Raw genomic sequence first — 26,515 nt, 5'->3', positions numbered from 1 at the left:
CAGGTTGACCCAGCCCGCCAGAAAAGGCGCGCCAAACTCCCTGCCAAATGAATATCCTTTGAACGGGGATCGTACCCGCTTGCACGAACATTCTCTTTCTGCGACCGACGAAAACACTTTAGCAGATATTCAGCCAATCGCAGTGCTTTATTGGACAGCATCGGTGAACTAGTCAGCATTACTGTCCTAATTACGTATGGCAGAATTCAAATTCGCTCACAAGATGGAAACGCGATTTTTTTCGGCATATAGCGTAATAAAATGTCACACCCATGGCGATGGGCCTCATTTAATTACGTCCATGACGCTCCAACGAATTTGAGAACGCGGAAAATAACCGGTGCCCGCTTATTTTTCTTAAAAACGGGTTACTCCCTTGGCACCGACCGGCTATAGACACGCTTTACGTTTTTGAAATGACGCATTCTGTTTGCGCCAGCAATCCTTGCCAGCGGAGAGAAACTTGCATTTTGCTTCCGATAACTGGGCCGGAGCCCATCCAAAAATCGCTGAAAGCCTTTCAGCACATGCTGCGGGTTTTGCAGCTGCCTATGGCGCCAGCGAACTCGACAAGCGTGCCGAGCAGCGTTTTAACGAGTTGTTCGAGCGGGAAGTCGCCGTATTTTTCGTTGGCACCGGCACAGCGGCCAATTCATTGGCGCTTGCCAGCGTCAACCGGCCCGGCGGCGTTTCTCTGGTGCATCGCGAAGCCCATGTGATCGAGGATGAATGCGGCGCACCGGAATATTTTACCGGCGGCGCGCGTCTGCACCCAATCGATGGCGCTCTGGGGCGCATCGACCCAGAGCTTCTCAAGCGCGAGTTGAAGCGTTTTGATCCGGCTTTCGTCCATGCCGGCCAGCCCATGGCGGTCAGCATCACGCAAGCCACGGAAGTCGGCACGCTCTACCAGCCCGATCATATTGAAACGATTGCGAAAATCTGCCACGAGAACGGCCTCCCCTTGCATATGGACGGCGCGCGTTTTGCCAATGCGCTGGTCTCTCTGGACCTGACGCCTGCGGAAATGACGTGGAAGCGGGGCGTCGATATCGTCTCCTTCGGAGGTACGAAAAACGGCTGCTGGTGCGCGGAAGCGCTGGTCTTCATGAACCCCGAACGCGCGCGCGACCTGCCTTTCATCCGTAAACGCGCCGCACAGCTTTTTTCCAAGACCCGTTTCATCGCGGCACAGTTCGACGCCTATCTGGCCGATGATCTCTGGCTTGAACTGGCAAGGCATTCCAACGCGCTCACAGCCCGCCTTGCCCGGCATATCGATGCTTCAAGCCAGATGCGTCTTGCGTGGAAACCCGAAGCCAACGAAGTTTTCGCGATCATGAAACAGTCGGTCTATGACCGGTTGCAGAATACGGGCGCTGTTTTCTATGACTGGAATCCGCCACATTCGGAAGTCGATCGCATCAGCGAAGGCGAAATTTTCGCACGCTTCGTGACGAGTTTCGCCAATAGCGAAGAAGAAGTCGACCGTTTTGGCGCTTTGATTGCCTGATAAAAAGGGGGCGGCACTTCAAGCGCCGCCCTCTCATTCATCCCATCAGCAATTAATGGGTAGTAGTTTTGGTCTCGATCTGCTGCGTATTGCCAGACGATGCCGTGCCGACTTCAATCTTGCGCGGTTTCATCTGTTCGGGAATCTCGCGCTTGAGATCGATATGCAGCAAGCCGTTTTTCAGGCTGGCACCCGCAACCTCGACAAAATCCGCAAGCTGGAAGCGGCGCTCGAAAGCGCGTGAAGCAATGCCGCGATAAAGCACTTCACCAGTTTCTGAAGCGTCGTTTTCGGCCTTCTGGCCTTTCACGGTCAACAGATTGCGGTGCGCTTCGATCTCCAGTTCGCTTTCGGAAAAACCCGCAACCGCCATGGTGATGCGATAGGCGTTCTCGCCGGTCCGCTCAATATTATAAGGCGGATAGGACTGCGTTCCTTCCGGCGATGCAAGCGTATCCAGCATCGAGAACAAGCGATCAAAACCAACGGTGGAACGATAAAGGGGTGAAAAATCTACGTGGCGCATGGGTTAGCCCTCCTTACGAGCGACAGAATGCATTGTGTGGCGGCAGAACTCCCATTCTGGCGAATTCTCATGCCGGCGGCCCCATCGACGGCGACCGCATTGTTCATTTGGGAATGGGCATTTTTAATTTCAAGCCCTTCTATCTGCTGAAACAAATCGTCATTCGCTGAACCAAGAATGAACAATATCTTCGGCAAACGTTCAGGTGCCTGGGGCTAATGTTCCACTACACCTGATCGAAAACAGGTCCCTTTAAGGATTATAGACGATGAGAAAATCTGTTCTCGCATTTGCCGCTCTTGCCACCATCACGACCGCTTTTGCGGTACCATCTTTCGCCGCCAGCCACGGCGCCATCATAGAGATTCAATGGCATGACGGGCATCGCGATCATGACCGGCGGCCCGACTGGGGGAACCGTCGTCCTCATTGGGACAGAGAGCGGCGTCGCGACACCATGGGCCCCCGGCAGATCGTCCGCTCGCTCGAACGGCGCGGCTATGCGGTGGGCGATATGAACCGACGCCGCGATACCTATCGCGTCCGTGCCACCCGACCGCGAGGCGGGCGTGTCATTCTGACGGTCGACGCCTATAGCGGCCGTATTCTCGATGAGCGCCGGATTGGTCGCGGTCGGTAATTCCATCCTCCTTTACAAGAACAGCCAGACGTAACGTCCCTTGCGACCGGCTGTTTTCGGAACCGGAAGTTCGAAAGCGAACTTCCGGTTACTTTTTATCATTCTGTTTCATTATAATAGGGAGCAACATCAGCCATCCATCAGCCGCAGGTCGTACCCATGCTGGAACTGCTTTTCGAAACCGATGCAAACCCGATCCCTCCGGGGATAGAATCGGGTCTGTTTGAAAGCAGGGATGGCAAAAGCCTGCGTTATGCCCTGCTCAAAGCCGACGGCAGGCCGTGCTACGGAACCGTTGTTCTGCTGCAAGGGCGCAACGAGTTCATCGAGAAATACTTCGAGACCATGACCGACTTGTCCCAGCGCGGCTTCACCGTCGCAACTTTCGACTGGCGCGGACAGGGTGGATCGCATCGACTGCTGAAAGACCGGCTGCGCGGCTATGTGGATCATTTCAGGGATTACACCGATGATCTCGATCAGTTCCTGACCGAAATCGTTCTGCCCGATTGCCCACCGCCTTTCTATATTCTCGCCCATTCCGCAGGCGCTTTGATAGCCTATGCATCAATGCCGAAACTCGTCTCGCGCATCACGCGCATGGTGCTTCTCGCACCATTCATAGGTCTGGGCGATCCACGGCTGAGTGATGACAATATGCGCCGCATTATGTCGGCGCTGCGCTGGCTGGGTCTTGGGCGCACTTATGCTTCTGGAGGAAGAAAGCTGCTGAACCGGCCCTTTGCCGGCAATACCCTGACCAGCGACCCGGCCCGTTTCATGCGTAATATGGAGATCGCCCGCACTCATCCCGAACTGGCGCTTGGGGGACCTACCGTGCAATGGGTATGGGGGGCGTTGACGACAGCTTTACGCATCAACCAGCCCGACTTCCAGCAGACCCAGGCCATACCTACCCTGATTATTGCGGCGGGCAACGACCGTGTCGTGTCTACCGCCGCTACCGAACGCTTCGCGGCGCGTACGCGCAATGTTTCTCTCGCCATAATCGATGGCGCGCGCCACGAATTGTTGCAGGAAACCGATTTTTACCGCGAGCAGACCCTAGCAGCATTCGACGCTTTCATTCCCGGTTCTTCAGAATTTGAAGCGATGCCACCAGGTATCGAACCTGCTTGATCAGGAATTGAGCAGTTCAAGCGCCAATTCATGCAACACGGGCGATGCCGCTGCCACAATATCGCCGCCCTGCTCCGCTGGGCCGCCATCGCGCCGCGTGATAATGCCGCCCGCCTGTTCGATGATTGGAATAAGCGCAACAATATCATAAGGTTGAAGCCCTGCTTCCACGACGATATCGGCAAAACCGCTAGCCAGCATGGCAAAGGCATAGCAATCCACACCATAGCGCGACAGGCGCACCGCATTTTCCAGACGAGCAAATCCCTTGCCCAGTTCTCCCTTGAAATGGCCAGGCGTAGTGGTGAAGAGCGTCGCCTCGCCAAGTTTCACATCGCTACGCACCGACAAGCGCCGTGGTTCGGCCTCTTCGCCTTGCCGCAGGAAATAGCTGCCCTGTCCGTCGCTATAGAATAACTCGCCAGTAAATGGCTGCGCCATCATTCCGGCCTTCGCATCGCCATCGATCGTCAGCCCCACCAATGTTCCCCATACCGGCAGACCAGAGATGAAGGCGCGCGTGCCATCAACAGGATCGATGACCCAGACATGGCTGCGATCCACATTCTCCGGCCCATATTCTTCACCTAAAATGCCGTGATCAGGGAATCTGCGTTTGATTTCAGCCCGAATGGCGCGTTCTGCCGCGCGATCGGCCTCTGTTACGGGATCGAACCCGGAACTGTATTTATTGTCCACCGCATTAAACTGGCGAAACCGCGGCAGGGTTTCCGCTGCGGCCACAGCCGCCAATTCAGAGAAAAACGCCCGGTCGATCAACAATTCCATTCTCCTGTTTCCATGAAACGATATCGCCTTGCCACAATTATTCGGCGGCAAGCGGCGGTACACTGAAAAGATCATCCGGCAGCGCGGTGAGATCGCTCACGAATTGGTAGATATCCGCACAAAGCGCCTCAAAGCCAGCCAGTTTTTGCAGGCTTTGCTCATCCATATAAAGGCTGCGATTAATCTCGATCTGCAATGCATAACAGGCAATTGCCGGTCTGCCGTAATGTTCGGTGATGAAGCCGCCCGCATAGGGCTTGTTATGCGCGACCGTATATCCAAGCCCCTGTAGCAATTCGATGGCGATCTGTGTGAGCTGCTCGCTGCACGAGCGGCCGAAACGATCACCAATAATGAAATCGGGTCGCGAACTTGCTTCTCCAGGACGGATACCACCGGGCATGGAATGGCAGTCGATGAGGACCGAATAACCGAAATGCTGCCGCGTTGCGCGCAACAGCCCATCCAGAGTGTGGTGATAGGGCTTGTAGATACCTTCAATACGATAAAAAGCCTCATCCAGCGATAGGCGTCCAGGATAGATGAGCTGCCCCTCACCCACCAAGCGCGGTATGGTCCCCAGACCGCCCGCGACGCGCGCAGACTGAATGTTCACAAAAGGCGGCAGCAGCTCCACGAACATGCGCGGATCGAGTTCGTATGGCTCGCGGTTCACATCCAGAAAAGCGCGCGGAAAATGCGCCTTGAGCAGAGGAGCGCCCAGACGCGGCACCGAAGCGAAAAGCTCATCGACATAGCAATCCTCGGAATAGCGAATGGCCAGCGCGTCGAGCCGCGATGCTTCCAGAAACGATTCGGGATAATAGCGGCCACTATGGGGCGAATTGAAAACAAAAGGAATACGCTGCTGGGCGGGCGCGCGCACCTCAAAAGGGGGCACTAAGGAAAAATCGCGTTCCAGACTCATGCTTCAACCCGCCTCAACGACCCTTGATCCCACGGCGCTATGACCATTGTGCTTTAAAAGCAGCGCCTTATGCAAGACGGGTCGTGCTCGATACCAATATTTGAAAACCGGCCTTTTCTCCCGTTACCCAGCTTTTTCTACCGTGCGATCCTGTAACACATATCAGCTTGTTGCCAAACCACGGCAATAACAATTAACATTTATGCGAGCATTCATTTCATATTTACCAAAAAAGCGTTTTCTAGTGTGAAGTTGAGTCGTTGCAGTGCTCTCGGGCCGATATTGTCGGGCGCGGAACGATTGATGTGAAATTCGGACGGACCAATGAAAAGAATTCTTCTAGCTGAAGACGATAATGATATGCGTCGTTTCCTTGTGAAGGCACTGGAAAAGGCGGGTTATCACGTCACTCACTTCGACAATGGCGCAAGCGCCTATGACCGGTTGCGCGAGGAGCCGTTCTCGCTGCTGCTGACCGACATCGTCATGCCGGAAATGGACGGAATAGAACTTGCGCGCCGCGCAACCGAAATCGATCCCGACCTCAAGATCATGTTCATTACGGGCTTTGCGGCGGTCGCACTTAATCCCGATTCGGACGCACCGCGCGATGCGAAAGTGCTCTCGAAGCCGTTCCATCTGCGCGATCTTGTGAATGAAATCGAAAAAATGCTGATCGCCGCCTGAGATGATCGGCAAGTTTGCCGGCTCTTGATAAGGCGTTCGGTTGAAAGCCGAAAAACTTTGAAAAAGGGCATTGACGGACGGAACGCGATATGGTGTATGCGCCACATCGAATGGGCGTGTAGCTCAGCGGGAGAGCACTACATTGACATTGTAGGGGTCACAGGTTCAATCCCTGTCACGCCCACCATTCGAATGACTAACTAGGTCTATTTTATCAATAAAATCAGTACGTTGCCAGATTAGTAGAGTATTCAATCCCCTCACCACGCACCCCAAACGGCCCATTGATTCTATTGGGAAACCTGAAACGGCCCCCTCACCTTTTCATATCTTACTCAACCCGCCTGCCACGATGAATGTCATCACTGCGGCCACCAATGCGCCTATAACCATCCAATTGATTCGTGACAGCGTGGATTGAATATTTTTGTTGAAATTTTCCATCCCCGACAATCGCGGTTGACTCTTCTTTCAAATGAGAACATTTTAGGAACATATCCACATTGAGCGGAATATGTTCCTGTGCGCATAGGTGTGCGGGACAGGTTTCGCTTGCCCTGAAATTGGAGCTTGTCTTGCGTCTGCCTGATACGATTGAGCGGTTATATCTGGATTTTGACGGCTTTTTCGCCTCGGTCGAACAGCAATGCGACCGGCGCCTGCGCGGTCGCCCTATCGGTGTTGTCCCCTTCGAAGGTACTGATCGAACCGCCGTCATTGCCTGCTCGAAAGAGGCGAAGGCGCGCGGCGTCAAGAATGTCATGCCGATCAAGGAAGCGAAAATGCTTTGCCCTGATCTGATATTGGTGCCGCAGAAGCCCGATCTTTACAGGCGCGCCCATAATGCACTGCTCTGCGAGATCGAGACCGTGATCGCCATCGACACGGCCAAAAGTATCGATGAACTGACATGCGTTCTGGACGATAGCGGCAAGCGTGATCCGGAATTGCTCGCCGCGCGCATCAAGGCGGCAATAGCGGAGAATATCGGGCCGTTCATCACATGCTCGATCGGCTTTGCGGCAAATCGCCAGTTGGCGAAGATCGCCTGCAAGGCGGGCAAGGACGAGAGCAAGCAAACTGGCAGCTATGGCAACGGCCTTGCGATCTGGTGGCCGGCTATAATGCCCAAGCCACTATTCAAACTCGCGCTTGAAGACATTCCAGGTATCGGGCGCAATATGGCAAAGCGGCTTTTTCGCAACCGGATTTATACGACAGAGCAGCTTTATGCCTTGCAGCCAAAACATATGCGCAAGATCTGGAACAGCGTAAATGGCGAGCGCCTCTGGTATGCGCTGCATGGTTACGACATTCAGGCCCCGGAACAGCAACGCGGCATGTTCGGCCATGGGCGTGTCTTACCGCCAGAGGCCCGGACAATCGATGGAGCCTATGAAATATCACGGCTGTTGCTGACAAAGGCTGCCCGTCGCCTGCGCCGTGAAAACTACTATGCCGGAGGCTTATGGCTTTGGCTGTCAATTCGCGACGGCTCCTGGTTTGGCAAGCACCACCTTGCCGTCGTCAATGACGATCAGGCGATCTTGGCCAGCCTGCATAGCCTTTGGCATCGCGTTCGGCGCGATTACCCGCGCGGCGTTACTATCTTTCGTGTCAGCGTAACACTTTATGACCTGTCCCTCGCTGACGAACGTCAGATTGACTTGCTCGACAATGATGATGCCCTGCGCCAGAAATGGGAGCGGGCCAATAATGCCGTCGACAAGATCAATTCGAAATATTCCGGAACAATTGTCAGCATGGGCGAGTGGAAACCACCGGCTGGCGGCCATGTCGGCGGCAAGATCAGCTATACGCGCATTCCGTCCGCAGAGGATTTCTGGTGATGGGCAACTGGAAAACGACAATCAAGGTTGGCGATCTGGCCGACGATCAAAAGCTGGAAATGATTTGCCGCAAGTGCAACCGCGTCACCTATGCCGACAGGGCGATGCTTTGTAAGGATGTGGACCGATCACAATTATATCTGGATGAAATCGAGGCCAAGGCCCGGTGCAAGGCTCGCGGATGCAAAGGCCATATGCGCATGGCAATGGTGAGGCTGAAAGAAATGAGCGGTTTTGTGGGTGGGTTGGCATGAGCGGTTACGATGCAGATACGGCGAAGGTTTCCAAACCCGGCAAGCTTTTTGAACACTGGTGCGATTCGAAAGATTGCAAAGCGTGGGGAACCTTCGGCTATAAAACGAGATACGGGCAACTCTGGTTTTGTCGTGCACACAAACAGGAGGGCGAGGACGCACTGACTGGACGCCGATAAATTGCGCGCTATCTCTTCGTCACTGGAGGGAGTGCATGTGCAATCTGTACAACATCACCACGACGCACGAAGCCATGCGCCGGCTGTTTCCGAATTTCGGAGATGTGACAAACCGCGTTGATCCGCAGTTGGACGTGTACCCAGATTATCCGGCTCCTGTCTTGCGCAACCTCGCAGACGGTGAGCGAGAGTTAGCCCATCTTCGCTGGGGAATGCCCACACCGCCTATGTACGTGAAGGGCGAGGCCGATTCAGGCGTCACGAACATTCGCAACCTCACCTCGCCACATTGGCGGCGCTGGCAGGGCGTTGAAAGCCGGTGTGCTGTTCCAGCCACGTCATTCTCCGAATATGGCCAAGTGCCTGATCCCGAGACCAAGCGTAAGCCCTTGCACTGGTTCGCTCTGAATGAAGAGAAGCCGCTCTTTGCGTTCGCTGGCATCTGGACAAGCTGGAAAGGTGTGAGGAAGAAGAAGGAAGGGCCGGTTGAGGTCGATATCTTCGCGTTCCTGACCACTGAGCCGAATGCCGTGGTGAAGCCGATCCATCCCAAGGCAATGCCTGTCATTCTGCGCACGACCGAAGAAATAGACACGTGGCTGCGCGCTCCATGGGATGAAGCGAAGGAAATGCAGAAGCCATTGCCTGATGCCGACCTTATAGATTTGACGCCAAGCGACGACAATGAGGATGCCTAAACCAGCCTGTTTTAAGGAGGATGCTATGAACGGACCAAAGCAAGAAAGCAATTACCCAGATCGTAATATCGACTGTCAGGAAGAGATGGCAGCAAAGCTTGTCGATGCCTTAGATGAAGCAGAGGCGGCAGGATGGGGAAGGCTTGAAGCCGCTGCGGCTATGGCTGAAGCGGCTATAGGAATTCACCTCGGAGAGCGTGGCATTGATCCAAACGAATAGCGGGTCACAGCGTCTTCAACCCGCCACTGACGACAAAGGTGATGAACGCGATTACAAGTCCGCTGATAATCATCCAGTTGATTCGTGACAGAGTTGACTGAATGCCTTTGTTGGAATTCTCCAAGCCTGAAAATCTCGTATCAATCCGCGCTTCCATCGCCACCCACTTTTCATCGTTTCGCGCCGAATCGATTTCACGCTGCCGCTGCCATGCTTCCAAAGACGTCAGGCGGTGAGTGTTTTCCTGCGTCTTATGCTCCAGCCCGACAACGCGGGCGCGAATATCATTTTCGTGGTCTGGCATGTCTGTCATCCCCAGCACCCCCGCCTTTTCCCGTTTTCATCATTGCCTTCGACGCGTTCCGCCCCGGCCCGGTCGGCCTTGGTCAGCGCGACCAGACCGGCAGGCGTAAGATCATTCTGACGGAAGCCCGCGCAACTCGTCGCACTGTTCGACTGACAGCCCACGACGCTTGAGAGCAAGCCGACAAAAATCATAGTCCGATAGATCGCGTAGCTTCGCATCATCAGCCGCCCTTTCGCGTTCCGCCTTGATGGTTGATTGAAGTTGATCGGAAATGGCGTCCTGATAGCCGTCACGCTTGCCAAGCTGGTAAAGGCCGATTGCAGCCAGACATGCGCCGATGAGCGCCAGAACGCGCCAGTGTGAGGAAAAGAAGGCAAGAGCGCCCATCAGTGATGCTCCTGAACTTTATCCATCGGCTCGTGCTGTTCAGGCTTCCTGTCGGCATTTGGAATTATGTAAACCAGAAATGTCGTGATGCCCCCGACGATGGCCGTGGCGGTCGCATCATCGATGCCGAGATCAATCCCGAAGTACGAGCGTACCCATGCGACAAAGGCCACGATGAGCGCAGCCCACATTTTATTGAGACGGGTCATGCCGTGTTCCTTTTGAAAATGGAGGCAATTGCAGTGATCAGCTTGGCCAGCCAGCCGGTGGAAGGCTGCGGCTCCGTTGCGGGAATACCCGCTTCGGGTTTTGGCGCTGGCTTGTCGGCAGGCGTCACGCCATAGCCTTCGGACCGGAGCAGATCGTCATACTTGCGAGCGTATCCGGCGATCAGATTTGCCTTATCCGTCCCGTTGACAATCCGACGCGCGCTGACAAAGTTGGAATATTGAAGCGTGATGTAATCGGCCAACTCTTTTGCAGTGAACCATCCATCCTGCATTCCGCGCACGATGATTTGAGCAGCAATGTCTGCTTCAAGCGCCAAGGAAGGATTGTTGACCAGATCGACGCCAAGCTCGCGCCCTGCCCGCTCATAATTGGCCTTGTGGGTAAGCTGGACGTATCCTCGTCCGAAATACCCGCCAGACCAGTAATTCGATTTCACCCACGGCAGCTTTCCGGACTTCCACGCCTTGGTGAGGATTTCCTTTGCCTTCGCATCGGTCTTTGCCAGTGTCTCGCGCACTGGCTTCATGGTGTGAGCCGTTTCGTGGTACGCGGTGGCCAAAACATACGCCATCTGATTGCGCAATAGTCCACGCTCTCGACCTGCCTCAATCAAGAGGCGGGTATCGCCAAGGTTCATGTTCATGGGATTTCCTTCGAGCACAAAAAAACCGCCTCAAGGGCGGTGCGGTCAGTCAGGCTGTGGTGGTCTACTTACGGAGCCAATAGCTCAGCTGCTCGTGTCTTACCGAATAACTGATTAGCCATCTGCTCCAGTAGCGGCCATAGTTCGTGATCCGAGCGAAACGTATTGGCCGTGGTGAATATGCGCTGTGTGCGAACTGGCTGCGTTGCCATTGCATCATTAACCCGATCTGCTTCGGCTTCGGTTAGACGTTCCCACAACGTGACAGCAGACAGGACCGTGACGGCAGGCTCCGGCTCAGTTTCAATATAAGGTTTAATCACATTTCCAGATGCTTCCCATTCGGCAATGAGTTGGCGGTGACGGTTTCCCATGTCATCAGGGATAGAAAACGTTTCACCGTTAATATCGGCGAGAATTGCACCTTCGTGCGAGTAGATTACGTCTTTGATTTTCATAGCGATGCATCCGCTGCCCAGTTTAAAGTAACGTCGCAATATCCGCCACTGCCCGTCATCAGAACGGCAACTGCTTTATCGACAGTCCTGCCCTCAAGATTATGAGTTCGTATCCATGAACCACTATCTTGATATACGTATGATATAATTGTTGTCGGACTGACTCGCTTGGTCGCTTTAAAAATAACGGCAATCTTTGAGACCACTACATCAATTGCAAGGGTCCTGTGAATTGCAAAGCCTTCAGTAACTCCAGTTTCATAATACCTTTGGCATAAAAATAATTCCACACCATGAGAGCGCGGCATCCATGGGTCTCGGCCTGTTGCGTCTCCCATAACAAGCGAAACGTTTGTCGCCGTTTGAGGAACCACAACAGACGTGTTGCCCGATACGACCGTTGCTTTTAGCGGTGAGGCACCGCTTGCACTTCCAAGGTACCCGGTTCCGCCGCCCGACCAAGTTAAGGTGTATTCGCCAGCAGGTAGTGCCTCAACAATCTGTTGTATGCCATTGGCATGACCCTTCCACATGTCGAAGCCATAGACGCCGTTAGCAGGCTTTTTAGGCCCGCCGCGCTGATTAATCGAGAAATCGCCGTTGTATATCAAGTTCCATTGAGAGAATGAACGCGGATCAATAAAGGCAATGTCTCCGTTATTATTGGTGCTGACTAATCTGTCTGCAATGAGATCGGTGGTTTTCAGCGCACCCGTGTCATCGGTCTGCAATATCTGCCGTGCGGCAAGTGGCAACCCCGCCAGTTCGCCAAGGTTGCCGTGCGGGTCCTGAATGCCGACCTCACTCTTATCCACCAGCCCCATCGTGCCCGCGCCAGTAAAGATTGGCAGTTGGTTGGCAGCGCCGGGGAGGTCAGCGAGGGCTTGTAGATTGCCATTCCCTAATAGCTCAATCAGTGTTGTCGTCTGCGCGGTGACACGGGCACCATCCGGCAGATACCGCGCCCGATAAGGCGCATTTGTCAGGCTTGTCCCGGTCCATGGAGCGGTCAATGTCAACTGCGTGTTGCTATCGACACTGGCAATTATAGCCGTCAGGTTCTGGATTTGAAGTGTGTCGCCGGGGCGAAATGCCGCCGCTTCAAACATGGTTCCCGTTCCGGTTACGGTCGTGGAACCATTGGCAAGCGTTATCGTGCCCGAAACATAATCAGGTAGAACGGCCATAGATTAACCTCCCCGCGCTCTTCACGCGGATTGCATTGGATTGGATTGGATTGGATTGGATTTTGGAAAGTTTAGCGCTTCCAGAGGAGATAGCGAATAAGTCCGCTTCCTCCTGCGTAGTTGGGCACGCCGCCCCCGGCAAATGGGATGGCTATCGCCTGAATTGCGTATGTATTATTTCCGACAATGGAGCTACGGTCGATAAACATACCTGATATTGTAACCGTGTAACTCCCGCCGGTAATAGTTGTTTCGGCAAGAACATTGCCGGTTGTCAGGTTGATAAATCTAACAGAGGCTCTAGAATTGGTACTTGGACCAGATGTAGTAACATTAAGATTTGACCTTGCCTCCGCCAGTGCTGTATTTGCTTGCGGATTGTCCGTGGACACAGAAACTAGAGTGGTCCACTCATTAGCACTGATAATTCCCGAAGTCGGATACGCTGCACTATTCTCATAATCCTGCGTCACTTGATTGAAGTCGAGATTGCTGGTTTTAACTTGCAAATCACCGATCTTGGCACTCGTAATCGCGGCGTTCGCAATTTGCGCCGTTGTGATCTGAACGTTGCGGATTTTTGCCCAATCCATCACAAAGCCTTCGCCGTACATGACGTTGTTGACGATGACGAATGGCTTGAAATACTCAGTGCCGTTGGAGAACACGATCTGTTCGGCCATCAAGGCGATGCGCGCTTGCGTATTGTTCACATCAAGAAACAAGCCAGCATTCTTAAACGCTTCTTCCGTTCCGCCGCGTACCTCCATCCCGATACGTGAGTTCCAGCCCGAAGGAGCGACGTTGGTTCCCATGCGGAATGTCGCATTGGCACTCACGTCATTAACCGTGGAATTGAGCAGCGTGATAACGTCAGCCTGAGCAGTTACTTCGTCTTCGACACCTTCAACGCGTACCTGGAGAAGCTGGACAATGCTTGACCCGGTATTATCCCACAACTCGGCATTGATGCGGGTCAGTTGCTGACCGATGGCGCTGTTCGGCCCGGTGGCGACATATATATCTTCCTGCCAGCTTGCTTGGGCAGTCCCGAACGTACTGGTTATTTCAAGGCGGATAGACTGCCGATCCATATAAGAACTGTCGTGATTGTCAGCCGTAAGAGTTGCCTGTTCTTCGGCCTGCCGGATCAGTTCCCGCACCTGCGGCCCGATCCAGCCGAGATAGCCTTTCAGATCCTCTGCCAGACCTTCATAATCAATCGGATTTTGATCACCACGCGCATCCAGCGTCGTCACCATAGTGGCGGCGGACCAAACCACCGGACGGGTGCCGGCTGCCACACGAAGGCGCGTTCTCACCCACCATTCTGATAAGTTGGTCAGTCCGTTGACGATCTGGAAAACTGTCACATCTCTGGTCACATAGGCACTGAATACCTGTGACGGGTCATTATCCGGCCAGTATTGAATATCGACGCCTTCAACGGTGCCGTCCTCAACTTCATCCCAGAACAGACGAATGCCGACATTTTCTTCACCCGTATCACCAATGACAAGGTTAGGGATCGCGTTGAAGTTCTGCACTTCGGCCAGATAGTCCGGCTGGCCATTAGGCGTGATTACCGGAGGATTGGTCGCATAAGCAGTTGGATCAAAGATACCGTCTCCGACTTCCTGCCACGAGATCGAAACATCGCGGACACCATCGCCGCCGAGTGCGCCAAGCGACTTGGAGTGGACCTGAAACTTGATCGTGCGGTTATATCGATCAGATTGCCACGACACCCATTGTCCAACTTGCAACGCAAGAAACTTCGGATGGACAGTAAAGCTTCCGTTTGCTTGATAGCGCGATGCACGAATGGCTATATCGGCCAGTCTGTCGCCAACACGATGATCGGTAACGGCGGTATAATCGACCTTGGAGGCCAGACGCTCCCGGTCCTGTGCAAGTGCATCAGCATCAATACGCGTGGTCAGAGATGTTGTTTCATAAAACATCTCCGGATTGACGAAGGTTCCTGCAACTGTGTTGACCAGTTCCGTGCGGGTTCGGGTCAATGAAAGCTGGAATGACTTCTCCCATGCGATATCGTCATCGGTTATTGTCGCAACCACAGCCTGGTTGGCACCTGCAATCGGATATTCGCCAAGAACACCTTCAATCCATGAGCCTGCACAAGCCTCGCGTAGCGGCGTCATATTGGTTTCATGCGTGACGCCATCGCCAGAGGATGCAATAAGAGCGGCAGTGTAGCGCTTGCTCGTGTCAGGCATGATTTCATCGCAGATATTCATTGCGGTGAACCATTCGGACAACGGCAGACGGCTTGCAGCCACACCCCGGCCAACGATCTTCTCACTGCCGATATAGATGCCTCTTTCGAGATTATACATCATCACGGCAGGGTTATCGCTGAATTCCCAAGTGCTCTGGTCACTCCAGCGGTGCGAGCCAGAACCGCCGACCGTTGTATCCTTGCGCGGGTCATAAAGCGGAGCACCACGCACCTCAAACATGAGGTTCGGGACAGACGTGATATTGTCCACATCCGTTATCGTGGTGACGATTGCGTAGCAAAGGCCAGCGCCACGGTGTGCAGAAGTCCAGCGCCCGACCGGATTGGCATATGCGATCAATGCAGGGTCAGCCGCTTGATCGATCGTTCCATGATAAAACCGGACAAAGACCTGTCCGCCATCTTTCACATTGAGAACGCGCTGACCATAGATACGGCCTTCATCGCCCTGCTGATCGGGAGACAGTCCCTTCCATTCACCGTCCATCTGGACGCGCAGAAGCTCAAGGCATCGGAAGTCAGAAAGCTTGAACACGTCCTGAACGATGTGATTGCCCTTGTCGAAGGCATTCCGATAGATGTGATGGCCCATGGTGCCAAACACACCAAGCCCGACCTCACGGACAAGATTTTCGCCATACTTGGTTTCAGTCGCGGACGCCGTTGACTTCGGGGTCTGTTGAAAGATAGATGTCAGAGCATATTTTGCTGCAACCAGCAGGCCACCAAGTACGATATTCGCCAGTACCGTGCCGCCAAACAGCCACGATGCAGCAGAGCCGAGCGCCCCAACGACAATGGCAACGGGGACTGCCGCCGCAGGCGAAGCCAGCAGCGTAAATAAAATCACCAGAAGATATTTCATCAGGAAACCTTGAAAGCCCGTTCAGCCATCGTGCGCGGAAGAAAGCGCAAGCCATCCCCGCCTTTCACAGCAAAGCCGTATTCGCAGAAATATCCGACCGTGTTTTGATAAATACCAACATCGCCACGGCCAGCCATGGCAGTCGGGATTTCTTCAAACCGATCCACCAGCACAGCAACTATGCTATCAAAACCGCGCTGTTTGATCAGGCGATGTGCCCCGGTGCGGGATTTGTATTTGCCTCTTACTTCCTCTGCGGGATCATCGCCAAGCACGGCCTCAATCGCGTCAGAAGTGGTCAGCAGGCAGTCAGACTTTCCCCACACCAGAGGCGTGTTTAAGTGCGCCTCCGTGACAGCCACGAGGCGTTTTTCCCAATCCAGAACGCGCATGATGTTCCCTTACTGATAAGGCGTGATGTAGAAGTTCTCGCGCTTCACCGTCGAAGCGTATTCAAAGAACTTGTCGCCGGGCGCAATGAGCTGCTGATCTTCATGAGAGGCGGTGCGATAGCCGTCACGGTGATTTTCCAGAGCAGACGTTTCGATATTGGCCCTCAAGACCATTTCACCGCCTTCGATGACGTGATCGATCGTATCGATATATCCACGATACATCGGCTCGACATGCAACAGCTCGCGTGTGTCTGGGTCCAGGTAGGCGTCATACAGGATCACTGTGCGACCCTTGTAATCAAGGCTCTCGATCTGGGCGAGCTTGTCAGGAGTAACGCCATAATCCGCTGCTGTCGGCATTGTGATGGTGATCGGCAGAGCTTCCGCGCCCATTTGGAAAGGCGGTTCTTCAATCGCGATCAGCTGGTTCGGGATATAGGTGCGACCGTTCCAGACCAGTTCAGACGATCCGTTCCACATGTACCAGGCACCGGTGCCGAACTGGAAATCACCAAGCGAGCGCACAACAACGCGCCCCTCGGCCAGCAGCGTTTGCAGGCGGGTTGGGAAAGCCATGGGGCCTCCTAATTAATGGGAGCGCTCGACTCTTGGTTGAGTTTGAGATTTGATGCTCGCGTTAACAAAACGGGAGTTTGGGAATGGAAATATCTTTGGATGAGACGACAAAGCGTTCAATCGCCGTCGAGGGGGCTATTTGTACTCTTACAATGGCTCTTTTTGAGCAGAAAAGCATTAGCACATTGAAGACCCTTGAAGTGTTGAAGATGCTCTCGTCGAGCAGTGAAAATACAGCCGGTAAACTACGGGATGCTATTTCAAAGCTTGAGCAGCTTGTATCTCTTGGCGAAAAATAGCTGAAACTTTTTTAGCTAGGGCGACAATTTCCATGCGGGTCTTTGTCGCCTTTTCATTCTCATTCATCGCTAAATCCATATTCATTTCGGCACCTCAATCAATTGAAACGAAGCGACAGGGCGCGGCCCTTTGCTCATCTGGAAGCTGTCTTTTACAAGCCGCGTATTCATTTCGGGTTGCTTAAGCCGGACAGTAGCGCCAGCTGCAATATATGACGCGATTGGCTGATCCACAGTGACGGTCATCTGTGTACTTGCTGCCGTCGCCCCGGTTACGATCTGAACCATTTGACGATAGGTACCGCTTGTGAGCGAAATCAGATCACCGGCCTGCAACACCAGACCCGGCACGACGCTGGTAAACTGTACGGTATAGCCATTCGTCACCGTGCCACGTAACGCCGTTCCTGTGATGTGTGGATTGTTCGCATCGCCCCAATAAGCGCGAGGGATGCAGATATGCGTGGGCCGATAGACGATTGTCACCATCCCGCCCCGCGCCGCTGCGATGAAGGCTTGAAGCTGTACCGCCTCACTGGCCCTCATCGGCAGTGTTTCCATATCCACTGTCCGGTATGGATCAGCATATTCCACAGTTGATATAGCCCGACCGCCATATTTAGTCTGACTCACCGGGACCGTCAGCTGTGGATAGGACGGCTGGAAGCGGACTGTTGAAATAAGGTCGATCATCGGACCAATCCCCGCCTCGACGCTTGCTTGCTATCCCGCGCAAAGCGCATTGGTCCTGACTTATCGTACTGGCGCAGTCCCTGATTAACTCCATCACTGACAACGGCACGGATATAATCATCGCCGCTGGCACTCGCGATGTTGATATTGATTGTCGGTTCAGATTGAACAGAGTTGACCTGCCCCTGCGTGGGAAGCACAGGCATTGTCGGCGCGCGCAGTGAGGCAATCCCACCGCCAGCAAGAGCCAATGTCCGTCCGCTATTGATCGCTTCCAATAGCGCCCGGTTCTGCTTTGTTGCAGCCGCATTGACGACGAACTCTCCATCAGACAGTCGCGCTGGAATGCTGTCCGAAGTCGGGCCACCGGGGCCACGAATAAGACCTCCGCTAGCAGCTTTGACGACACCGCCGCTACTGAACAGCTTGAAACCACCCTTGAATATCCCCGTAAACAGGTCGTCAAACGCCATGTCGAGCAGCTTGTCGATGATCTTCTGCAATGCATTGGCAAACGCCTCCGCTGCCGATTTCCCCGCGACCAGATCATCGACAATGCCGCGCACAGCGTCTTTCTGTGCATCCTGCCATTCTTCGGCGCGCTGCCTGATCTTGTCTTGCGCTTCGGCAAGCTGATTAGCTTCTGCGGTGGCCAGCGCCCATTGCTCTGCGGTTTGGGCGATTTCTGCGCGTAGTTTTGGCGTGATTTCCACACCGGCTTGCTGCGCCGCATTAAGCAATTCCTGCTCAATACGCGCCTTTTCCATTGCAAAGCCGTAGTCATCAATCAGCGGATTAAGCTGGCGCATGGCCTCGGTTTCGGCAATGAGAGCGGCTGTGCGGTCGTTTGCGCGCTGCACATCATCATCAAAGCGCTCTGCCGGTGTTCTCTGACCTCTTTTCTTTTTCTTTTTGTCGTCTTCGACTGCGTAATCTTCGAGCGATATCGGCGTGAACCCCGGAGAGTTAACGGTCTCCGTCACTTTCGGAAGCTGCGGCTGCTTACCACCGTATTTTTTCTTTAATGCTTCTGATACTGCATCATCAATCGCAGGGGTGACGCCATCAAACGCACCTTCTATGCGATCTTGGATGACTTTCTGTGATGTGATAGTAAGCGCGCCACCAAGGTAGCTAGATTGCGCCTGGCCGCCGGTAAGAAATTCCCCCACACTATCAAGTCCGAAGTAATTCCCGACATCGTTCGCAAAGTTCGTGGCTTGATTTTGAGCTTGCACAAATGCATTTACGACCCGATTAATCTCTTTTATCAGTCCATCGAAATCAATGCCGTTAACAAAATTTGCAACATTATCGATTGCACTGCCAAACGTGTTTGCGGCTTGGGACGAGTTATTAAACCGCTTCGCGGCATCGATCAGTGAGGTTTTCAGATTGGTCAGGCGCTGATCAATGGTAAGGACAGCGCCGGAGACTTTCTGCTGTAGAATGGGTGCTCCGACTTCAAACCCTCGAAAGAACGCCTCCGACGATACCTTGCCATCAACAACCAACTGCCGAAGACGTGCAACAGACCCTCCGGCCTCTTTAATCCCTGCCGCTGCCGCCTGCGCGATTGGCTGCGCGCCTTCCAAAATGCTATTAAACTCTTCGGCCCGGACTATACCAGACCCAAGAGCCTGCGAAAGCTGGAGCAGCGCGCCTGAAGCCGATTGTGCATCACTGCCGGCCACGCGAAGGGCAACAGCGACATTATCGGTAAAACTCAATAGCTCTTGTGTTGATACACCTAGCTCTTTCTGAACGAGTGCCGCTCGTCCATACAGCGTGACAAGAGTTTCAATAGGGGCGGCATTCCGCTGCGCGCTTACATAAAGCTGCTGATAAACGCTTTCCAATTCCCTACCCGCGAGACCAGCAACCTTCAACGCGTTTTCAATGCGCAGTGATGAATCAATAAGATACTTTGTGCCAGCAACGCCACCAATCGCGACAAACGCCGCATTAAGCCCTCGCGCCATCAATCGTGATGAACGCAATACAACAGCCTCTGTACGTAACGCAGATCGGGCCATGCGATCCATCGACGTTTCAAATCGACGTTGTGCGTTTAGAACATCGGCATTGAAGCGATCCTTCTTAGCCTGTAGTTCTACAATGACTTTATCTGCAACAACCATGTGCCAACTCCGGGGGAATAATTGTGCGTGGAATTTCTATTCTATTTGGCCTGACATTAACGACTATGGCGTCGGTTTCTTTTGCTACGGCGGATAAGATCGACAGCAATGTCTATGATCCTTACACGCCCCAAAATTATCCGAAGACGTTCAAGACATGGGGCAAGAAAGGCGCTGCAAGCATCAACAAATATCGGGTTCTTGCCGCAGAAGAAGCTATCAAGAACCCTCGGTGCGATTTCGTTGAAACTTCTGAATTGTCAGATAACCGAAGCTCGCCACCAAATAATGTTGTCATCTTTGTCGATTGCAGGAATGGCGAGAGATTTTATCTATCGTCGGCTGAAATCGATGCGAAGTCTGGCGCAACGTCAATCAAGGAGAGAACGGTTTCAATTACAGATCATGAAGCTATCCAACAATGCGAGGCCGCAGTAGTTCGGATGCTCAAGTTTCCATCGTCATTCGACAAAGGCTGGTTTTCAAGCAATGTGCAGCGCGCATCGCAAGGAAACGTCGTCGTAACGTTTGACTTTTCTGCAAAGAATGGACTTGGAATTGATCTTCCTCAGGGGGCAAGATGCGTATTTGATGATAGGGGAATGCATCTGCCAGAGATTACTAATCGATAATTATAGAGGGCGCTCAAAGCGCCCTCCAATCTTCTCCATTATTTACAGCGATTTCCGCCATTTCTATAAGCTTATGCCATTCATTCATGCCGATTTCGCACTGCCGGTTTAATTCTTGAGATTTATCTTTGTCAGGAACAGGCATATTCTCTTGAAATAGATAGAGCAATGTTAGAAACGCGTCGGCGTCAAACCCAATATTCGCTTTGACCAACTGCGCCAAAAGCAACGATAAAAATTGCCTTTGCATGCTGCCTTGAATTAGCACCAATTCACCTAACTGCGCGGTTTCTTCCTTCATAATCCCTCCAATAAAAAGGGGCCTTTCGCCCCCCTGCTTCATCCTATCGGCGTCCAGACCGAATGAACCAGCCCGTCACGCTGCTTGACCCAGCCCCGCTCCGGCGGGGTTTTTCTTTGGCTCGACACCCTCCCGCGAATCGTCCTTGATGGGCGCACGGGGGACGCAATGGACCAGTCATCATTTCACCTATGGGCTGTAACTGCCGGCACGGCGGCAACAGCGCTGTTTACGGGCATTCTCGCTTGGGTAACGTGGAAGCAGCAGCGAGAGCGCATTACGATTGAGTGGGAAGAAGAATATAGTTCGTCATCCACCGAGATCAGGATTGTTGGCACGATACGCAATCATACGTCCGGGACAGTAAATGCGTGGCGGATATCTATGACAGGCCCGGTAAAGGGCGTTCAAGCAGGCAGTGACAAGCATGAAAGTTGGGCCAATAATGAATGTTACCTTAGATGCCAAGCGCTTCCCGGATCGTCTGTTCAATTTTCTTTTTCTATAAAGCCGGACTGGACCGCGCTGCTTTCACAAACACAACGATGGCATTCACGTTTGAAAACCTTATTTGCCAAATGGTCTTGGCAGGTGCTTTCCGGCAGAATTCGCGTCCACCACGGGGCCTCGCTCCATTTCCATATAATCATAGATTCCAAATCAAATAAGCGATTTCGGAGAAGGATCACGGAAACGATATTTATAACTCCGGCAAGGGCTGCGAATATGGCAGCAGCGAGCACTACGCCATCGAAAAAGAGCTGATCCATCTTCAAACCCTCACATCTGGCAGGTTCATGGCTCTTACCCTATCGATAAGAGCGTCAAATTCATCATCCGACATGGTTTCGTCGGATGGTTTATCCATCTTGCGAAGGGCCGCATTCATGGACGCTATTTCGTAAAGGGACATACGCTGAATTTCTAAAGGAGAGACACCTGATCGGACAAGCGCCGCCCTATACGCGGCAAAGTTCATCCTTTTTTTTTATCGCCAGTCCCACTGTCTGATTGCCCTGCTTCAATATCCTCAATGCCGAACCAAACTGCCTCCATGATTTTTGCAGCCGTCCGTATAGGCGAGTGAGGATCATTTTCAGCGGCGATTGGCCGTCCCACGAAGTATCGATCCATGAACTGCTTTGCCTCTACAGGAGGCATTCCGCCGCCTTCCAGCCCTAGAAGGATCACGCTGTAAAGGTCCGCGTACTTCGGCACCATGCTCAATACGCGGTGTGAAATCTCGGAAATTCCAGCATCGCAAATCTTTTCCAGCGTTTCCAGTTGCTTGCCTTTAATGGCGAAGAGATGTTCCCCGTCGCCAAAAGAAAGCACCACCTCTGCCGAAAGATTGGATTGACTCATACTGTTGGCGTCCATTCTGGCTTACCGTTCAACGTAACGCCAATATTCAACTGCCAGCGCTGGCCACGTTCGCCCGTTTCTTCATAGGTGGACAAGATGCCAGGTGCGGACCAATGGCCACCATTTTCAGCGGCTGAACCGGCTGTCATCCATCGGATGTTCTTTTCGCCACCTGTCATCATCCAGTCGCGCCAGACTTGCATGGCGTCCCGGTCCAGTACACCAGAGCCACCGACAACCATTTGCTTTGAAACTTCATCGCTCTCCAACCATGCCGGGAGGTCTGGGTCCGTACAGTCGGGTACGTTGGTCGAGTTGGTTTCGATGTTTACGGTGAGATTAAGCGACGTGAAGCCACAAGGGGCCGTGAATACTTCGGGTTCAGCTCCGTCGCCCAGCATCAAAAGCTGGCCTGCAAAGCGAATGGTTTTTGCCTGCGCCATGGTCATATGTCCTTTCAGACAGGTTGAGCAGTGATTGAAAATTCCACGACTGCATGAAACCTGTCGGCCTCATCCCCATCCTGCATTATGCGGGTCTGGAGAAATTCGCAGTCGATGACGTTGATCGTTGAAGGATTGAACTCGCCCATTGCCTTCACGATCAAAGAGGCAATGTCTGAAACTATGAATTCACCGGACCCGGTTGATGTCGTTTCGGCAAAAGCATGAAGCGTAATGCGGGTTGTACTGCCCTCCCAGCATGTGGCCTCAAAGCCGCCAACGATGGGGAAGCCGTACCGAATGAATGGGTAAGTCGGATTTGCAGGGGGCTGCATGCCGTACATGCGAGATACCGGGACAAAGGCCGTTAATTCAGCAAACGTCTCTAGGTGGCTCACTACGGCGATTTGTAGGGCCTTCCCGATGTCAATCGCCAAGGGTTACTCTCCCATCCTTGCCGACCTTCGCGCCTTCTGGCGGCTCGATAAGTTCGATCACACCAAGTTCAAGCCCTCTGGCAATACAGGCGCGAGTGCCAAACCCGATATGCCCATACTTGTAAGCCACGGTATAACCGCGTCGGGGAGACCAATCGAACTTGTCTCCGCTCACGCGAAACCACCGGCTGGAAGTTGATGCCTCCACCGTTTTTTTAGCTCTGGCCATTGAATTATTCCTCGGTTGCCTGCCGGATGCCGCGCATTATCCAATGAGAGCGGGCAGGATCAGATCGGACACCGGACACTTTCCAGCGTCTGCCCTGTGCGACAACGATGCTATCTGTGTCTGGCTCTTTCCCGGCAATTCCAGCTTGAAGGATGATCAGTTTCACATCTGTATCGGTATAGCCGGCAGACTGGCGCATGGCTTCGTCGGCCCGATCAACCTGTACCGAGATATCCACTGGCGGTTCCTCTACCGGAAGGATCACTCCTCCGGGCTGGCGCACCATGCTGGTTCGGATAAGCTGGCCGGTGCCGAAGATAGGGGCGAAGGCCGCGCTCATGATGTTTTTCAGGGCATCTGTATCAAGAAGAGACATGCTACTGCGTCCTCCACACAGGCCAGTTAGCAACATCCTTGGCATACCCACTCTGAGCGCCACCGACGCCGCCCATGGCGATGCGTGGGCCGCCCTTGGCCATTCTGAGAAGCTGGGCGAAGAATGCACCACAGGAAGTCTGGGCCAGCCATTCGCTGTAACTTGTCTCGCCGGCGGACTTCTGGAAGCGGGTTAATGTCAGTTCGCCCGATTTGAACGACTGGAAGTTGGACAGGCCAGCCTTGAACTGCTGGCTTTGCGCATCAGTACCGAGGCCGTCGAGCGTCATCAAATGACAAACGATTGCCGTTTGCGCCGCCTCGCAAAGCCTGTCTGGCCAAGAGCCATCAACCCACATGCCGCCGAGCGTGATGTATCCTGTAATGACCGCATCATCCACCGCAGCGAATTGAGGCTTCAGTTCCTTGAAGCGGGCTGGTGTGATCGGATCGCAAGCCATTATGGTGCCTGCAACGCGTCGATGATGGATTTGATTGCCGCCGTCGCTTCGGTCATGTCGGCATAGTCGGCGGTCGGAGACGCAAGCGCGCCGATTTCAGCTTTCCCAGCCATCGCTGCGGTAACTGATGCAGAAGTGGCCGTAAACGCAGTTGGCTTGTTGGCGACATCACCCCAATCAGGCGCGGGTGGGGTATAGCTATCAGGAAGCGCGCCAACATCTGCGGCAGTGAGAGTAACTTGCGGGCCTGACTTCCCGTTAACGCTGGTAACGGCGTCGTCGCCACTTCCCATTGCTGGCGGGACCTCCTGCAATGATCCCCCAGACGTGGTGACAGCTTGCGTGTCCGCATCGGGGATCGGCGCGCCGCTGACGGTTACATCCTGCAACCCGCCCGAAGAAGTATGAACTGTATCGACCATGGCTATGCCTCCAATACCGCGTCAATGCGCTTCTGGAGTTCGATAGCATCCCATCCGTGATAGGCGCGCTTGCCGGTGATCTCCTGATAATCCTTGCGCAGCTTGGTAAGCTCTGGGTCTATATCTTTGCTGCTCTTGGTCTTTGCGCCGGATACTGGCTTGCCATTCACCCAATTGCCGACCAGTTCAACACCCGGAACAGAAGGCATCTCGGACAGTTGGAAATAGCCAATCGAGCGGTAAAGCGGCATGTGCATCGGGTGAACTTCAACGTTCTCCAGCACACCACGCGCAGGCAGTATTTCCTTGGAGCCATCGGCCAGAATGACCGGATACGGGCTGTTGGTCAGATTCTTGATGGTCAGCATTTCTAGCCTCACTCATTGGAAAGGCCCCGGCACGATTGCCGAGGCCAATTGTTTCGCGCCGATTACGGGGCCGGAGCGGGCGTGACCGCATCCAGATAGCGAACGGTGTCGCGGATCTGAATGAGCTGACCGACACGACCGATGCCGGGGTGGGTCCACTGAAGCGGGCCATCCTGATACACATCGAGGAAGCGGTACGGCATAGGCATCGGCAATTCGAGCGCGTCGGGGCTGTTGCGGTAGCCAACGGCGCGCCCCTGACCTGCCACGTTAGTGGGAGTGGTCGTGGTGGCCGCAGTCGCCAGCATCGGAAGCTCGCGAATGACCACCGGCTGACCGGTGCGCTGCGTATAGATGTTGTTCGCCATGAAGTATTGGAAGATCGTCATGTTCGGCGAAGTCACGCCATACGGCGTGTTCATGATGTAGGTCATCGCAGCGGGTGGCAGCAGGATCGTGTTGCCAATGAGTGATGCCAAAACCCCCGTCACGAGGCTTTCGCCGGTGAGCAAGTAGTTCATCTCCGAAACGATCTGCTCCGGGGTTTTGAGGCCCACGCCGTTGGCGTCAACCCAGTTGCGTGCCGAGCCGGTGCCGTTGTTGGGCGACAGGCGCGGCGTTACCCCGGCCAGGTTCATTAAGCCCGTCCACCCGGGGTGCCCGCCACCGGTGATGGCGGTTTCGGCGCAGAAGATATCGGCGGACTGACGGGCAGCGATGGTCTTACGCGAGGTCAGCGGGAAGTTGGCGAACATCGCCTTGCCCACTTCCTCGATGTTCCAGCGGTAGCCCACGGCATACATGGCGAAGGATGCCGACACGCTGATGAGGCGCACGTCCGCGAGCGGCACGTCCTTGGACCAGCCCGACTGCCACTGCGCGGCCCCAGTCATATCGCCGATCTGGAAATCAACGCCGCTGGCCCACTCGGGGTAATCGGTATTGACCGGCACCAGCTCGCGCCAGTTGATCAGGTCGTATTCCTGCTCAAAGGCGCGGTTGGAAAGCACATGGGTCTGCTGGCGAAGGAAGGCCAGGCCCTGTGCGTCAGTAATCTGCATGTTCATTTGAACACGTCTCCTTTCAGGGACTGGTTAGGCCGCAGCCGTGACGGCTTCACCGCCCGGTACGATGCGAAGACGGAGGGGAACGGCCTGATCGGCAACGCCGCCTTGGTCGAACTCGCAATTAGGCAGAGGAAGATATCCGGTGGCGGTAGCGCCATAGAACTTGTTGTCTGCCGGGTTGAAGAATGCCTTCTGACCCTTGGTGACTGTGCCGCCAGCAAGGACAAAGATCACACCTTCATCAGCTACGCCCATGGTATCGCCATCGGCATAGAGCGTCTGGTCGGCGGCGTTTCCAGTCGTGATGTTCTCGCGGGTGATGCCGGCGAAAACCTCAGTCGTGGCGAGTGCCTTGACCGTAGCCGTGCCATCGCCGGACTGACCAGCGATCGAGACGGGATGACCAAAGCCAATGGCCTTGGTGGCAGTGCCGGAGGCAAACGCGGTGAAGGCGTTCCATTCCTCCATGTTCTGGAACTGACCCGGAAGGCCAGCGACATGCTTGGTCTTGGGAGCGGGCATAAGAGCCATGGTGGTTCTCCTTTC

Annotated in this window: 36 protein-coding genes and 1 tRNA gene; 10 read left to right on the top strand and 27 right to left on the bottom strand. The window is 54.0% G+C overall.

Translation table 11 applies throughout. The annotated features are described in order from the left end of the window. The first annotated feature begins 463 nt into the window (after positions 1–463). On the top strand, positions 464–1,513 hold the full coding sequence (locus KUG47_RS12280) for a threonine aldolase family protein (RefSeq protein ID WP_217678268.1): 1,050 nt from the start codon (positions 464–466) through the stop codon (positions 1,511–1,513). A 52-nt stretch (positions 1,514–1,565) separates the two neighbouring features. On the opposite strand, the gene KUG47_RS12275 is transcribed toward KUG47_RS12280, so the two are convergent. After that, entirely contained in the window at positions 1,566–2,039 is a 474-nt protein-coding gene (locus tag KUG47_RS12275) for an Hsp20 family protein (RefSeq protein ID WP_217678267.1), read from the bottom strand. Positions 2,040–2,307: 268 nt separating this feature from the next. On the opposite strand from KUG47_RS12275, the gene KUG47_RS12270 reads away from it, so the two are divergent. Continuing rightward, positions 2,308–2,679, top strand: coding sequence for an antifreeze protein (locus tag KUG47_RS12270; protein WP_217678266.1), 372 nt, complete (start codon positions 2,308–2,310; stop codon positions 2,677–2,679). A 159-nt stretch (positions 2,680–2,838) separates the two neighbouring features. Beyond that, positions 2,839–3,819 carry an alpha/beta fold hydrolase gene (locus KUG47_RS12265; protein WP_217678265.1) on the top strand — a complete coding sequence of 327 codons (981 nt, stop codon included), beginning with the start codon at positions 2,839–2,841 and terminating at the stop codon, positions 3,817–3,819. Here the strand turns inward: KUG47_RS12265 and hisN are convergent, their stop codons facing one another. Then, complete coding sequence (hisN, locus tag KUG47_RS12260) at positions 3,820–4,602, bottom strand: histidinol-phosphatase (RefSeq protein ID WP_217678431.1); 783 nt, start codon at positions 4,600–4,602, stop codon at positions 3,820–3,822. Between the two features lie 43 nt (positions 4,603–4,645). After that, a complete protein-coding gene (locus tag KUG47_RS12255) occupies positions 4,646–5,536 on the bottom strand; it encodes an N-formylglutamate amidohydrolase (RefSeq protein WP_217678264.1) in 891 nt (296 codons plus the stop codon). Positions 5,537–5,860: 324 nt separating this feature from the next. On the opposite strand from KUG47_RS12255, the gene cpdR reads away from it, so the two are divergent. The 6 genes from cpdR to KUG47_RS12225 all read left to right on the top strand — a co-directional run bounded on the left by cpdR (position 5,861) and on the right by KUG47_RS12225 (position 9,424). After that, positions 5,861–6,223 carry a cell cycle two-component system response regulator CpdR gene (cpdR, locus tag KUG47_RS12250; protein ID WP_113159629.1) on the top strand — a complete coding sequence of 121 codons (363 nt, stop codon included), beginning with the start codon at positions 5,861–5,863 and terminating at the stop codon, positions 6,221–6,223. Positions 6,224–6,335: 112 nt separating this feature from the next. Then, a tRNA-Val gene (locus KUG47_RS12245) sits at positions 6,336–6,410 on the top strand. Between the two features lie 388 nt (positions 6,411–6,798). Continuing rightward, on the top strand, positions 6,799–8,073 hold the full coding sequence (locus KUG47_RS12240; RefSeq protein ID WP_217678263.1) for a Y-family DNA polymerase: 1,275 nt from the start codon (positions 6,799–6,801) through the stop codon (positions 8,071–8,073). Then, entirely contained in the window at positions 8,073–8,327 is a 255-nt protein-coding gene (locus KUG47_RS12235) for a hypothetical protein (RefSeq protein ID WP_217678262.1), read from the top strand. The genes KUG47_RS12240 and KUG47_RS12235 overlap by 1 nt, the downstream gene beginning before the upstream one ends. A 214-nt stretch (positions 8,328–8,541) precedes the next feature. Then, positions 8,542–9,204: an SOS response-associated peptidase gene (locus KUG47_RS12230; RefSeq protein WP_217678261.1), complete on the top strand. Its 663-nt coding sequence runs from the start codon at positions 8,542–8,544 to the stop codon at positions 9,202–9,204. 25 nt (positions 9,205–9,229) lie between these two features. Next, positions 9,230–9,424 (top strand): hypothetical protein, encoded by a 195-nt coding sequence (locus tag KUG47_RS12225; RefSeq protein ID WP_217678260.1) that lies wholly within the window; start codon positions 9,230–9,232, stop codon positions 9,422–9,424. 4 nt (positions 9,425–9,428) lie between these two features. Here KUG47_RS12225 and KUG47_RS12220 read toward each other — a convergent pair whose 3' ends face one another. From KUG47_RS12220 to KUG47_RS12170, 12 genes are all read right to left on the bottom strand, one after another. Next, positions 9,429–9,728, bottom strand: a complete 300-nt coding sequence (locus tag KUG47_RS12220; protein WP_217678259.1) for a hypothetical protein — start codon at positions 9,726–9,728, stop codon at positions 9,429–9,431. 111 nt (positions 9,729–9,839) lie between these two features. Further along, the gene (locus tag KUG47_RS12215; protein ID WP_217678258.1) at positions 9,840–10,118 is read right to left on the bottom strand and encodes a hypothetical protein; all 279 of its coding nucleotides are present in this window, start codon (positions 10,116–10,118) and stop codon (positions 9,840–9,842) included. Next, a complete protein-coding gene (locus tag KUG47_RS12210; RefSeq protein WP_217678257.1) occupies positions 10,118–10,327 on the bottom strand; it encodes a hypothetical protein in 210 nt (69 codons plus the stop codon). The genes KUG47_RS12215 and KUG47_RS12210 overlap by 1 nt, the downstream gene beginning before the upstream one ends. Further along, complete coding sequence (locus KUG47_RS12205; RefSeq protein ID WP_217678256.1) at positions 10,324–10,992, bottom strand: glycoside hydrolase family 19 protein; 669 nt, start codon at positions 10,990–10,992, stop codon at positions 10,324–10,326. Before KUG47_RS12205 ends, KUG47_RS12210 begins: the two co-directional genes overlap by 4 nt. Before the next feature lie 68 nt (positions 10,993–11,060). After that, positions 11,061–11,450, bottom strand: a complete 390-nt coding sequence (locus KUG47_RS16765; RefSeq protein WP_254799541.1) for a hypothetical protein — start codon at positions 11,448–11,450, stop codon at positions 11,061–11,063. Continuing rightward, complete coding sequence (locus tag KUG47_RS12195) at positions 11,447–12,637, bottom strand: hypothetical protein (protein ID WP_217678255.1); 1,191 nt, start codon at positions 12,635–12,637, stop codon at positions 11,447–11,449. The genes KUG47_RS16765 and KUG47_RS12195 overlap by 4 nt, the downstream gene beginning before the upstream one ends. Before the next feature lie 71 nt (positions 12,638–12,708). Further along, a complete protein-coding gene (locus KUG47_RS12190; protein ID WP_217678254.1) occupies positions 12,709–15,765 on the bottom strand; it encodes a phage tail protein in 3,057 nt (1,018 codons plus the stop codon). After that, entirely contained in the window at positions 15,765–16,157 is a 393-nt protein-coding gene (locus KUG47_RS12185; protein ID WP_217678253.1) for a DUF6950 family protein, read from the bottom strand. The genes KUG47_RS12190 and KUG47_RS12185 overlap by 1 nt, the downstream gene beginning before the upstream one ends. Before the next feature lie 9 nt (positions 16,158–16,166). Continuing rightward, the gene (locus KUG47_RS12180) at positions 16,167–16,736 is read right to left on the bottom strand and encodes a hypothetical protein (protein WP_217678252.1); all 570 of its coding nucleotides are present in this window, start codon (positions 16,734–16,736) and stop codon (positions 16,167–16,169) included. Between the two features lie 255 nt (positions 16,737–16,991). Beyond that, positions 16,992–17,120 (bottom strand): hypothetical protein, encoded by a 129-nt coding sequence (locus KUG47_RS16810; protein WP_256448767.1) that lies wholly within the window; start codon positions 17,118–17,120, stop codon positions 16,992–16,994. Further along, a complete protein-coding gene (locus KUG47_RS12175; protein ID WP_217678251.1) occupies positions 17,117–17,728 on the bottom strand; it encodes a hypothetical protein in 612 nt (203 codons plus the stop codon). Before KUG47_RS12175 ends, KUG47_RS16810 begins: the two co-directional genes overlap by 4 nt. Then, on the bottom strand, positions 17,725–19,869 hold the full coding sequence (locus tag KUG47_RS12170; protein ID WP_217678250.1) for a tape measure protein: 2,145 nt from the start codon (positions 19,867–19,869) through the stop codon (positions 17,725–17,727). The genes KUG47_RS12175 and KUG47_RS12170 overlap by 4 nt, the downstream gene beginning before the upstream one ends. Before the next feature lie 23 nt (positions 19,870–19,892). Here KUG47_RS12170 and KUG47_RS12165 point away from each other — a divergent pair, with 23 nt between their 5' ends. Further along, positions 19,893–20,501, top strand: coding sequence for a hypothetical protein (locus tag KUG47_RS12165; RefSeq protein ID WP_217678249.1), 609 nt, complete (start codon positions 19,893–19,895; stop codon positions 20,499–20,501). 13 nt (positions 20,502–20,514) lie between these two features. Here the strand turns inward: KUG47_RS12165 and KUG47_RS12160 are convergent, their stop codons facing one another. From KUG47_RS12160 to KUG47_RS12105, 12 genes are all read right to left on the bottom strand, one after another. Next, positions 20,515–20,802: a hypothetical protein gene (locus KUG47_RS12160; protein WP_217678248.1), complete on the bottom strand. Its 288-nt coding sequence runs from the start codon at positions 20,800–20,802 to the stop codon at positions 20,515–20,517. 488 nt (positions 20,803–21,290) lie between these two features. Next, positions 21,291–21,572, bottom strand: a complete 282-nt coding sequence (locus KUG47_RS12155; protein ID WP_217678247.1) for a hypothetical protein — start codon at positions 21,570–21,572, stop codon at positions 21,291–21,293. Positions 21,573–21,777: 205 nt separating this feature from the next. Beyond that, entirely contained in the window at positions 21,778–22,182 is a 405-nt protein-coding gene (locus KUG47_RS12150) for a gene transfer agent family protein (RefSeq protein WP_217678246.1), read from the bottom strand. Next, positions 22,164–22,610 (bottom strand): phage tail tube protein, encoded by a 447-nt coding sequence (locus KUG47_RS12145; protein WP_217678245.1) that lies wholly within the window; start codon positions 22,608–22,610, stop codon positions 22,164–22,166. Before KUG47_RS12145 ends, KUG47_RS12150 begins: the two co-directional genes overlap by 19 nt. Positions 22,611–22,624: 14 nt before the next feature. Continuing rightward, positions 22,625–23,047 (bottom strand): DUF3168 domain-containing protein, encoded by a 423-nt coding sequence (locus KUG47_RS12140; protein WP_217678244.1) that lies wholly within the window; start codon positions 23,045–23,047, stop codon positions 22,625–22,627. Beyond that, positions 23,037–23,276 carry a hypothetical protein gene (locus KUG47_RS12135; protein ID WP_217678243.1) on the bottom strand — a complete coding sequence of 80 codons (240 nt, stop codon included), beginning with the start codon at positions 23,274–23,276 and terminating at the stop codon, positions 23,037–23,039. The genes KUG47_RS12140 and KUG47_RS12135 overlap by 11 nt, the downstream gene beginning before the upstream one ends. 4 nt (positions 23,277–23,280) lie before the next feature. Beyond that, positions 23,281–23,652: a hypothetical protein gene (locus tag KUG47_RS12130; protein ID WP_217678242.1), complete on the bottom strand. Its 372-nt coding sequence runs from the start codon at positions 23,650–23,652 to the stop codon at positions 23,281–23,283. Between the two features lies 1 nt (position 23,653). Further along, positions 23,654–24,112, bottom strand: a complete 459-nt coding sequence (locus KUG47_RS12125) for a DUF4054 domain-containing protein (protein ID WP_217678241.1) — start codon at positions 24,110–24,112, stop codon at positions 23,654–23,656. Beyond that, entirely contained in the window at positions 24,112–24,534 is a 423-nt protein-coding gene (locus KUG47_RS12120; protein WP_217678240.1) for a hypothetical protein, read from the bottom strand. Before KUG47_RS12120 ends, KUG47_RS12125 begins: the two co-directional genes overlap by 1 nt. Positions 24,535–24,536: 2 nt before the next feature. Beyond that, positions 24,537–24,902, bottom strand: a complete 366-nt coding sequence (locus KUG47_RS12115) for a hypothetical protein (protein ID WP_217678239.1) — start codon at positions 24,900–24,902, stop codon at positions 24,537–24,539. A 62-nt stretch (positions 24,903–24,964) separates the two neighbouring features. Next, complete coding sequence (locus KUG47_RS12110; RefSeq protein WP_217678238.1) at positions 24,965–25,969, bottom strand: major capsid family protein; 1,005 nt, start codon at positions 25,967–25,969, stop codon at positions 24,965–24,967. A 27-nt stretch (positions 25,970–25,996) separates the two neighbouring features. Further along, positions 25,997–26,500, bottom strand: coding sequence for a structural cement protein Gp24 (locus KUG47_RS12105; protein WP_217678237.1), 504 nt, complete (start codon positions 26,498–26,500; stop codon positions 25,997–25,999). Positions 26,501–26,515 lie beyond the last annotated feature (15 nt).

Origin of the sequence: Falsochrobactrum tianjinense (assembly GCF_019100495.1) — a bacterium.
In the GTDB taxonomy this organism is placed as follows: Bacteria; Pseudomonadota; Alphaproteobacteria; order Rhizobiales; family Rhizobiaceae; genus Brucella; species Brucella tianjinense.
Note: the sequence above shows the minus strand (reverse complement) of the source record. Positions and strands in the feature narration are given on the sequence as shown.

What these genes read in the sequence shown, in the direction of transcription:
- KUG47_RS12145 (WP_217678245.1), bottom strand. Translation starts at nt 22,610, where the DNA reads ATGGCGCAGGCAAAAACCATTCGCTTTGCAGGCCAGCTTTTGATGCTG.
- cpdR (WP_113159629.1), top strand. Translation starts at nt 5,861, where the DNA reads ATGAAAAGAATTCTTCTAGCTGAAGACGATAATGATATGCGTCGTTTC.
- KUG47_RS12130 (WP_217678242.1), bottom strand. Translation starts at nt 23,652, where the DNA reads ATGTCTCTTCTTGATACAGATGCCCTGAAAAACATCATGAGCGCGGCC.
- KUG47_RS12265 (WP_217678265.1), top strand. Translation starts at nt 2,839, where the DNA reads ATGCTGGAACTGCTTTTCGAAACCGATGCAAACCCGATCCCTCCGGGG.
- KUG47_RS12125 (WP_217678241.1), bottom strand. Translation starts at nt 24,112, where the DNA reads ATGGCTTGCGATCCGATCACACCAGCCCGCTTCAAGGAACTGAAGCCT.
- KUG47_RS12110 (WP_217678238.1), bottom strand. Translation starts at nt 25,969, where the DNA reads ATGAACATGCAGATTACTGACGCACAGGGCCTGGCCTTCCTTCGCCAG.
- KUG47_RS12185 (WP_217678253.1), bottom strand. Translation starts at nt 16,157, where the DNA reads ATGCGCGTTCTGGATTGGGAAAAACGCCTCGTGGCTGTCACGGAGGCG.
- KUG47_RS12190 (WP_217678254.1), bottom strand. Translation starts at nt 15,765, where the DNA reads ATGAAATATCTTCTGGTGATTTTATTTACGCTGCTGGCTTCGCCTGCG.
- KUG47_RS12220 (WP_217678259.1), bottom strand. Translation starts at nt 9,728, where the DNA reads ATGCCAGACCACGAAAATGATATTCGCGCCCGCGTTGTCGGGCTGGAG.
- KUG47_RS16765 (WP_254799541.1), bottom strand. Translation starts at nt 11,450, where the DNA reads ATGAAAATCAAAGACGTAATCTACTCGCACGAAGGTGCAATTCTCGCC.
- KUG47_RS12230 (WP_217678261.1), top strand. Translation starts at nt 8,542, where the DNA reads ATGTGCAATCTGTACAACATCACCACGACGCACGAAGCCATGCGCCGG.
- KUG47_RS12205 (WP_217678256.1), bottom strand. Translation starts at nt 10,992, where the DNA reads ATGAACATGAACCTTGGCGATACCCGCCTCTTGATTGAGGCAGGTCGA.
- KUG47_RS12270 (WP_217678266.1), top strand. Translation starts at nt 2,308, where the DNA reads ATGAGAAAATCTGTTCTCGCATTTGCCGCTCTTGCCACCATCACGACC.
- KUG47_RS12170 (WP_217678250.1), bottom strand. Translation starts at nt 19,869, where the DNA reads ATGGTTGTTGCAGATAAAGTCATTGTAGAACTACAGGCTAAGAAGGAT.
- KUG47_RS12255 (WP_217678264.1), bottom strand. Translation starts at nt 5,536, where the DNA reads ATGAGTCTGGAACGCGATTTTTCCTTAGTGCCCCCTTTTGAGGTGCGC.
- KUG47_RS12105 (WP_217678237.1), bottom strand. Translation starts at nt 26,500, where the DNA reads ATGGCTCTTATGCCCGCTCCCAAGACCAAGCATGTCGCTGGCCTTCCG.
- KUG47_RS12210 (WP_217678257.1), bottom strand. Translation starts at nt 10,327, where the DNA reads ATGACCCGTCTCAATAAAATGTGGGCTGCGCTCATCGTGGCCTTTGTC.
- KUG47_RS12275 (WP_217678267.1), bottom strand. Translation starts at nt 2,039, where the DNA reads ATGCGCCACGTAGATTTTTCACCCCTTTATCGTTCCACCGTTGGTTTT.
- KUG47_RS12120 (WP_217678240.1), bottom strand. Translation starts at nt 24,534, where the DNA reads ATGGTCGATACAGTTCATACTTCTTCGGGCGGGTTGCAGGATGTAACC.
- KUG47_RS12175 (WP_217678251.1), bottom strand. Translation starts at nt 17,728, where the DNA reads ATGATCGACCTTATTTCAACAGTCCGCTTCCAGCCGTCCTATCCACAG.
- KUG47_RS12155 (WP_217678247.1), bottom strand. Translation starts at nt 21,572, where the DNA reads ATGGATCAGCTCTTTTTCGATGGCGTAGTGCTCGCTGCTGCCATATTC.
- KUG47_RS12115 (WP_217678239.1), bottom strand. Translation starts at nt 24,902, where the DNA reads ATGCTGACCATCAAGAATCTGACCAACAGCCCGTATCCGGTCATTCTG.
- KUG47_RS12160 (WP_217678248.1), bottom strand. Translation starts at nt 20,802, where the DNA reads ATGAAGGAAGAAACCGCGCAGTTAGGTGAATTGGTGCTAATTCAAGGC.
- KUG47_RS16810 (WP_256448767.1), bottom strand. Translation starts at nt 17,120, where the DNA reads ATGAATATGGATTTAGCGATGAATGAGAATGAAAAGGCGACAAAGACC.
- KUG47_RS12215 (WP_217678258.1), bottom strand. Translation starts at nt 10,118, where the DNA reads ATGGGCGCTCTTGCCTTCTTTTCCTCACACTGGCGCGTTCTGGCGCTC.
- KUG47_RS12225 (WP_217678260.1), top strand. Translation starts at nt 9,230, where the DNA reads ATGAACGGACCAAAGCAAGAAAGCAATTACCCAGATCGTAATATCGAC.
- KUG47_RS12195 (WP_217678255.1), bottom strand. Translation starts at nt 12,637, where the DNA reads ATGGCCGTTCTACCTGATTATGTTTCGGGCACGATAACGCTTGCCAAT.
- KUG47_RS12150 (WP_217678246.1), bottom strand. Translation starts at nt 22,182, where the DNA reads ATGGACGCCAACAGTATGAGTCAATCCAATCTTTCGGCAGAGGTGGTG.
- KUG47_RS12235 (WP_217678262.1), top strand. Translation starts at nt 8,073, where the DNA reads ATGGGCAACTGGAAAACGACAATCAAGGTTGGCGATCTGGCCGACGAT.
- KUG47_RS12180 (WP_217678252.1), bottom strand. Translation starts at nt 16,736, where the DNA reads ATGGCTTTCCCAACCCGCCTGCAAACGCTGCTGGCCGAGGGGCGCGTT.
- KUG47_RS12135 (WP_217678243.1), bottom strand. Translation starts at nt 23,276, where the DNA reads ATGGCCAGAGCTAAAAAAACGGTGGAGGCATCAACTTCCAGCCGGTGG.